Here is a 6,533-nt window from a genome sequence, read left to right as displayed (position 1 = left end):
GCTCTTGGTAATATTGTTGAATACTTTCCTCACTGTTTCCCACTAGAGCATGATAAACCTTACTGGGGAAGGCTATGGTATTTTCGCCTATTTTTAAGAAGGTTTGAGGAGGCTCTTCTTCAGTTTCTTCTTGATAAATCCAGTGTCCGCCTACTTCTCGAATGAAGACTTCACCAAGAAAAGCGCCAAGCATATAGGAAAGAGTAAACAGATCTTGGTCGCTAATATCATCACCATCAATTTGGCTGAGAATTTCGTCTACCATCGGTACACTGCTTGCAGCCATTTTTAGCTCAAAGTTGTAATTTTGCTTGGCAAAGTTCTGTGCATCTTTGGCACAATCCGCCATTAATTTTTTAATATCCAACTCAGACATTATGGTTTCCTTTGGTTAAGTTTATTGTTTATCAAGCAATTCCCATGCCGTGGCTTGGCCTTCTGCTACATCACAAGCCAATGTTCGGCCGACGATTTGTTTAAAATACTTGGGGGCTAAGCCAAATCCTGGGCGGATCCTACGAATGTCTTGAGATTCAATGATGTGACCTTTTTTTAAGGCTTTGACAAAGTAGATGGAACGACGAAAACGAATGTTTTGTTGTTCAGCTGGTTTGCGTTGGTAGCTGGCCTGGCCTAAAGATAAAAATGCTTGATGGGTCTCTTGGCAAAGGCGCTTTAGCTCATCCGGTTCAAGAGAAAAGCCGAATCAGGACCACCCATTGAGCGCTCAAGAATCACATGTTTTTCTATCACGCTTGCACCTAAGACTGTGGCAGCGACTGGTAATAAGGTTCCCATGCTATGGTCGGAGAGACCAGAAATACAATCGAACCGCTTCGCAAGGTCGGCAATGTTTAATAAGTTTGCTTGCTCGACAGGAGCAGGATAGGCACTAATACAATGTAGCAAAATCAGTTGCGTAGCTCCATGTTCTCTGGCGGTATTTACTGCCTCGGTAATTTCTTCTAGATTGGCCATTCCGGTAGATATGATAATCGGCTTGCCTGTTTGTGCTACTCGAGCGATTAATGGCAAATCTATGGCCTCAAAAGAGGCAATTTTATACGCGGGGGTGTTTAAGCTTTCCAGCAAATCGACGGCAGTTTCATCGAATGGACTGGAGAACAGCGTTAGCCCTAGCTCTGCCGCTTTATCAAATAAGGCTTGGTGCCATTCGAAGGGCGTATGAGCTTCTTTATAGAGTTCGTATAGCGTGTAGCCATCCCATAGCCCTCCTTGGATTTTGAATTCAGGGCGGTCACAATCTATGGTCATCGTATCTGCAGTGTAACTTTGAATTTTCACTGCATCAGCACCGCAAGACTTAAAAACCTCTAGGGAGTGCAGGGCATTAGCTAGGCTACCATTATGGTTAGCTGAGAGCTCTGCAATGATATAGGGCGGATGTTGTGGGCCGATGGCGCGTCCGTTTATATATACCGTGTTAGTCATGTATTGGCCTCGGTGGTTGTAACCACGATTGCTGATTCACTTGGATATAAGCTTGTGATTGAAATAGTTTTTTAGAAGGAATATTAGCAGGCAGTATGGTGGCATGAAAGAAGGCTTGGGGTAATAGCTGTCGGATTTGCGTTAAGGCCACGCTGGCAAAGCCTTGTTGATAGTGTTCAGGGGCAATATAGATAGACACAAGATAATGGCCAAAGCGCGCCATTTGGCTTGTTCTGACACAGCCCACATCCTGATTATTGACTCTAATAATAAAAATTTGTTCAGCCGGATTGGATAAGGCCTGCTTAAACCAAGCATGGTGTTCATCGGGTACCGGAGTGGCTGGGTTTAAAGCAAATTTCCGGGTATTCGGATGCTGCTGCCAACGCAGCAGTGTCTCACTGTCACTGGGGCTAGCTAGTTTTAGGTAGGCATGCCGTTGTTGGTTTATTTGCTGGCTTTCCATGGCAACAGCGATTCGGCTACTGCCGTTTAGGTCGATTAATTTCTCACAGCTTGCAGTGATACTTGCGTAGTCTGTGAGCAGGTGGCTAATGGCTTTATCCAGTGCATGGGGCGTGCTGAGCTCTAACTCTTCTAGTGCCTGTGCAACCTTATAATCTTGTAAAGCCCTTGCGTTAGCTTGTTGATTTTCAGCCAAGACTAAGCACAAACTAGGTAGCTGTAATGCTACTCGCTCCCAGGCTGCGCCTCCGCAAGCCCCGATGGCGATATCGGCTGCAAGTAAATGCTGTGCCATGTTACTAACATCATGAAAGTATTGGCTAGGGATGGGGCTGTGCAATAATTGCTGTTGTAATTGCTCTTGGTAGGGGTAAGCAGCCCCAGTGATAATAGTTAGGCTTAATGATGCGGCAAAGCGGCTTTGTTCAAGTAAGTGCAGTACTTTTAAGCTCATGTTACCTAAGTCTGCTCCACCCATATTGATTAGCAGTTTTAGTTTCTGTTTAGGCGGCTTGCGTTGGAGCTGCTGTTTGGCTTGTTGAAATTCTTCACGTAATAAACAGTAGTCAAGTCCTAGTAAGGCACTTGATGGAGACGAAAGAAGCGGCTGATAATCAGAGAGCTTGCGCTTAAGTCCTTGGTCGATGAGCATGCTGCAATAATGCTGGCGGTTGGCCAAATCATCAATAACTAAAATATCTTTGACTTGCTGCAGCAGCAGGCTTTGCCAGTGTTGGTCGATGGCATAGTGGTCTACAATCAGCCAGTCCCATGACTCTCTGGAATGGCGAGCTAAGGCTTGAATGGTGAGTTGCGCATCTTGATCTTGACTGCGTCCCAACCAGGTTTGCGGGGCATGCTGCTGAATGGGGAGCTTGGCTTCAGCCAGTTCACACAATGGCAAAGAGTAGGCCGCTAGCTGTTGCTTTAGGCTTAAAGGTAAAGGGTTACAGATGAAGAGTATCTGGTGCCCGCGCTCGGCTAAGCTTTTTGCTAAACAAAGACAACGCATGAGGTGCCCAGTCCCGATCTCTGCTGATGCATCTGCTCTAATTGCGATTCTCATGCTAGGCCTGTGAATATTGGCTGCGGTAAAGGTTTTCTGCGATTAGCCAATCTTGGGCGTCATCAATATCTACCACATTGGATTTTTCTAGCACTAGGGCCTTAGCTTTTGCGCTTAAGATCGGTGTGGCGTTGAGAAAAGCGCTGGTTTTACCCCAGTAAAACTGACCACTGTCGTAATAACGAGGTGGTAAATCCTGACTTCGTAGCAAGACATTTTCTGGCTGGCTCATTCTGATGGTCTGTGACGCGGGCTCTATTTCTAAGGCGCGTTGTATTGGTGCGGGAAATGCAACCACCGGATAGCTGTATTCGGTGTCATGTTGCTGTAGCAATTGATAGCTTTGTTTAAGCCACGTTGGAGTGATAAATGGGGCAGTGGCATAGATACAGCAGGCAAAATCGAAGTTTTCCTGCGGCAAAAAATGTTGCAGGGCGTGTTGAATCACCGGTGTTGTTGTGGCGTGGTCATCACTGAGTTCTGGTGGCCGTAAAAATGGAATTTCTGCGCCATGGTGAGCTGCGATATCGGCAATTTCGGGGTCATCGGTTGATACTATGACTTTGTCAAAACAGCCTGAATTGAGGGCTGCTTCGATACTGTAAGCAATGATCGGTTTGCCGCAAAATAACTTGACGTTTTTGTGGGGGATCCGCTTACTGCCTCCGCGTGCCGGAATAATCGCTATGTTACTCATTAAAAAACTCGCTTATTTTTTCCACCACGTAGTGTTGCTGTTGCTCAGTTAAGCCGGGGTGGAGAGGTAGGCTTAAACAGCCTTGGTAATAGTTTTCAGCTTGCGGAAAGTCGCCTGCTTTAAAGCCGAGTCGCTGGTAGTAGGGTTGTAAATGAACCGGGATGTAGTGAACGTTTACTCCAATCTGCTGAGCTCGTAAATACTTGAATAGTGATAGCCGCTTGTTGGCTTCGACTTGAATGACATATAAATGCCTAGCCGAGTTTTGCATTGGGCTTTGTATTGGCAGCTTGACTGGGAGGTCTTTTAGTAAGTCATCGTATGCTTGGGCCAATTGCTCGCGTTGTTCAATCCATCGCTTAAGATTGTTTAATTGCGACAGGCCCAGCGCCGCCTGCATTTCAGTCATTCTATAGTTAAAGCCCAGCTCTAGTTGCTGGTAATACCATGGGCCTTGGCTGTTTTCGAGCATTAGCTCAGGATCACGAGTAATGCCGTGTGAGTGCAGCAAGCGCATTTTGTCCGCGAGTTCCGCATCGTTACAGCAAGCCATACCGCCTTCTGCGGTGGTGATAATTTTCACCGGATGAAAACTAAAGATAGTGATGTCACTATAACGCCCGTTGCCAACGGCTTGTTGTTGGTAGTTAGCCCCAATGGCGTGGCTGGCATCTTCAATGATTTTAAAACCATACTGCTGTGATAGGGCGTATATAGCTTGCATATCACACACTTGCCCACAAAGATGTACAGGGATGACTACTTTGGGTAAGGCATTGATTACCGCAGCTTGTTTAAGCTTAGTTGATAAAGCCTCTACCGACATGTTGTAGCTGACGGGGTCGATATCGATAAAGTCCACCTCTGCCCCACAATAACGGGCACAATTGGCTGATGCAACAAAGGTAATAGGGCTAGTCCAAACATGATCGCCAGGGCCAACGTTTAGCGCGAGGCAGGCTAAGTGAAGGGCGCTGGTTGCTGAATTCACCGCTAACGCATGCTGGGCGCCAAGCGCTTCTGCAATTGCCCGTTCGAATGCAGGGACTTGTGGTCCCTGAGTTAAAAAATCAGACTCCAGCGTGGCGATAACTGCCTCAATATCTTGCTGGCTGATTTGTTGCTTACCGTAAGGGATCATAGGGCTGAGTGCTTATCAAATTCTAATATTTGCTCGGTATTTAAAAAGTCAGGATTGGTACCTGAGTGATATTCAAAGCCAGGTGCAACTAGGTGACCATGTTCGTTAATTTGATTCATCGCGTAATCATGTTCGCCGTTAAAGAATTTAATGCTAGGACAAATGACAAAATGATCTTCGAATTCTAGGGTTAAGTGAGAGTCATCACTCGGGCACATTATTTCATGCAGTTTTTCACCGGGGCGAATACCGACGATCTTAATCGGCAAATCTGGCGCGTAGGCTTTAGCTAAATCGACAATGCGCACTGAAGGAATTTTGGGAATAAAAATTTCCCCGCCATGCATACGGGTAAAGTTTTTCAGTACAAAATCCACCCCTTGTTGCAGGGTAATCCAAAATCGAGTCATCTCTTCATGAGTTATAGGAAGATGGTCTGTACCATTGTCGATTAAGCGTTTAAAGAAGGGGACCACAGAGCCGCGTGAGCCTACAACATTACCATAACGAACCACGGCAAAGCGGGTTTGTCCTTGACCGACCATATTATTCGCAGCAACAAAAAGTTTATCTGAAGCTAGCTTCGTTGCGCCGTAAAGGTTAATCGGAGCTGCCGCTTTATCGGTACTTAGAGCAATGACTTTTTTAACGTTATTGGCAATGGCCGCCTTAATGACGTTTTCTGCGCCATAGACATTGGTTTTGATACATTCCATGGGATTGTATTCTGCCGCAGGAACTTGTTTTAACGCCGCTGCGTGAATAACATAATCCACGCCATTCATTGCCTGAGTTAGGCGTTCAGCATCACGTACATCGCCGATAAAATAGCGCATGCAAGGAGCATCAAACACCTGTTGCATCTCGAATTGTTTTAGCTCGTCACGTGAATATATGATTAAACGTTTGGGTTTATAACGTTCGAGAATCGTTTTAGTGTATTTTTTGCCGAAAGAGCCTGTTCCGCCGGTAATCAAAATCGATTTATTATCAAACATAACACTTCCATATATTCGGGTTTATACCATTTGGGGCTGGGGGTGTCTCCGAGCTTAAAACTGCTAAAGCAATAACTGCTCCAATATTTATCAGCTCAGTGAAAAAATATAGGCTTTTGAATTTTATATCGAATTTATTAGCACTTAGTAGCTGAATAAGCCACCTTCTGTTGTTATTTGATAGGCGAAATAGTAGCGGCGTCATATTTTTGTCGGTTTTCGGCCTAATGTCTTGCGTATTTTTGACGCTTGTTTAAAATCAATTTTCTTAAGGTAATTGACTAAGGCTGCTAGAAAGCAGCTTATTAAGCAGGGGATAAGGATGCAGGCATCCAAACGCGTTTTGGTTTGCGAAAGCGACGCAGAGAGAGCTAAGCAACTTGAAACGGTACTCGGGTTCATTGGGCAGCCTAGTGAAAGCTGCCAAATTGATTGTTTGGCCGAGCAAGATAGTGCCGACAAAGTGGTGGTGATTAGCAAACAGCTTGATGATGTTGCCGCGCTTATCTCCCAGTTTCCCCAGTACCCTTTCCTTAGTGTCGGAGAGGGAGAATCTCTCACTGATTTACCAAATTTAATTGGCCACTTAGAACAGCCTTTTAATTACGAACAACTCACTCAATTACTTCACCACTGTGATGCCTATCTTACTCATCTTCCTGGAAAAACGACTCCAGCGAGAAGCGAGCGCTTGCGCCAAAATTTAATTGGTAA

General features: G+C 45.4%; 8 protein-coding genes. 1 reads left to right on the top strand and 7 read right to left on the bottom strand.

The features are described 5' to 3' along the window. The 7 genes from ACQY6Q_RS07555 to pseB all read right to left on the bottom strand — a co-directional run. A partial coding sequence (locus tag ACQY6Q_RS07555) for a hypothetical protein (protein ID WP_427979754.1) occupies nt 1–376 on the bottom strand: 376 nt, incomplete at its 3' end. Between the two features lie 21 nt (nt 377–397). Next, entirely contained in the window at nt 398–523 is a 126-nt protein-coding gene (locus ACQY6Q_RS07550; protein ID WP_427979756.1) for a hypothetical protein, read from the bottom strand. Nucleotides 524–675: 152 nt separating this feature from the next. Continuing rightward, nucleotides 676–1,452 (bottom strand): pseudaminic acid synthase, encoded by a 777-nt coding sequence (pseI, locus tag ACQY6Q_RS07545; protein ID WP_427979752.1) that lies wholly within the window; start codon nt 1,450–1,452, stop codon nt 676–678. Then, nucleotides 1,445–2,983, bottom strand: coding sequence for a UDP-2,4-diacetamido-2,4,6-trideoxy-beta-L-altropyranose hydrolase (gene pseG, locus ACQY6Q_RS07540; RefSeq protein WP_427979750.1), 1,539 nt, complete (start codon nt 2,981–2,983; stop codon nt 1,445–1,447). Before pseG ends, pseI begins: the two co-directional genes overlap by 8 nt. A gap of 1 nt (nt 2,984) precedes the next feature. Further along, nucleotides 2,985–3,680, bottom strand: a complete 696-nt coding sequence (gene pseF / locus ACQY6Q_RS07535) for a pseudaminic acid cytidylyltransferase (RefSeq protein WP_427979748.1) — start codon at nt 3,678–3,680, stop codon at nt 2,985–2,987. Next, nucleotides 3,673–4,821 (bottom strand): UDP-4-amino-4,6-dideoxy-N-acetyl-beta-L-altrosamine transaminase, encoded by a 1,149-nt coding sequence (gene pseC / locus ACQY6Q_RS07530; protein ID WP_427979746.1) that lies wholly within the window; start codon nt 4,819–4,821, stop codon nt 3,673–3,675. The genes pseF and pseC overlap by 8 nt, the downstream gene beginning before the upstream one ends. Continuing rightward, nucleotides 4,818–5,819: a UDP-N-acetylglucosamine 4,6-dehydratase (inverting) gene (gene pseB, locus ACQY6Q_RS07525; protein ID WP_427979744.1), complete on the bottom strand. Its 1,002-nt coding sequence runs from the start codon at nt 5,817–5,819 to the stop codon at nt 4,818–4,820. The genes pseC and pseB overlap by 4 nt, the downstream gene beginning before the upstream one ends. A gap of 322 nt (nt 5,820–6,141) precedes the next feature. Here pseB and ACQY6Q_RS07520 point away from each other — a divergent pair. Beyond that, nucleotides 6,142–6,533: response regulator (locus ACQY6Q_RS07520; RefSeq protein ID WP_427979742.1), on the top strand; the 392-nt coding region annotated here is incomplete at its 3' end.

The sequence above is a fragment of the Agarivorans sp. genome, assembly GCF_050295395.1.
In the GTDB taxonomy this organism is placed as follows: domain Bacteria; phylum Pseudomonadota; class Gammaproteobacteria; order Enterobacterales; family Celerinatantimonadaceae; genus Agarivorans.
The sequence above is the reverse complement of the archived record's forward strand: the minus strand, read 5'-3'. Positions and strand labels throughout refer to the sequence as shown.

Bases quoted from the DNA above. Each gene is read 5' to 3' on its own strand.
- pseC (WP_427979746.1), bottom strand. From the start codon at position 4,821: ATGATCCCTTACGGTAAGCAACAAATCAGCCAGCAAGATATTGAGGCA.
- pseF (WP_427979748.1), bottom strand. From the start codon at position 3,680: ATGAGTAACATAGCGATTATTCCGGCACGCGGAGGCAGTAAGCGGATC.
- pseI (WP_427979752.1), bottom strand. From the start codon at position 1,452: ATGACTAACACGGTATATATAAACGGACGCGCCATCGGCCCACAACAT.
- pseB (WP_427979744.1), bottom strand. From the start codon at position 5,819: ATGTTTGATAATAAATCGATTTTGATTACCGGCGGAACAGGCTCTTTC.
- pseG (WP_427979750.1), bottom strand. From the start codon at position 2,983: ATGAGAATCGCAATTAGAGCAGATGCATCAGCAGAGATCGGGACTGGG.